The organism is Aeromonas tecta, from assembly GCF_000820185.1.
GTDB lineage: Bacteria > Pseudomonadota > Gammaproteobacteria > Enterobacterales > Aeromonadaceae > Aeromonas > Aeromonas tecta.
In genome coordinates this window covers 1-300 of the sequence record NZ_CDCA01000030.1, presented here as the reverse complement: position 1 = coordinate 300, position 300 = coordinate 1, and the positions used below count along the sequence as shown (strand labels likewise).

1 protein-coding gene is annotated in these 300 nt (G+C 66.0%); it reads left to right on the top strand.

From position 1 onward, the window contains the following. Window positions 1–300 (top strand): anaerobic C4-dicarboxylate transporter family protein (locus tag BN1137_RS13795; protein WP_332309852.1); only part of this gene is annotated, 300 nt, incomplete at both ends.

The window sequence follows — 300 nt, the reverse complement described above, 5'->3', positions numbered from 1 at the left end:
TGACATCTCCAACGGCGCCGTGTTCAAGGCGGGCATGGTCGCCATCTTCTCGGTCTTCGGGGTCGCCTGGATGAGCGAGACCTTCTTCCAGGCCCACATGCCGCTGCTCAAAGAGACCCTGGCCCACGTGGTGCAGGCCCAGCCCTGGACCTATGCGCTGGTGCTGTTCCTCATCTCCAAGCTGGTGAACAGCCAGGCGGCGGCGCTCACCGCCATCGCCCCCATGGGGCTGGCGCTCGGGGTCGAACCCAAGCTGCTGATCGCCTTCCTGCCGGCGAGCTACGGCTACTTCGTGCTGCC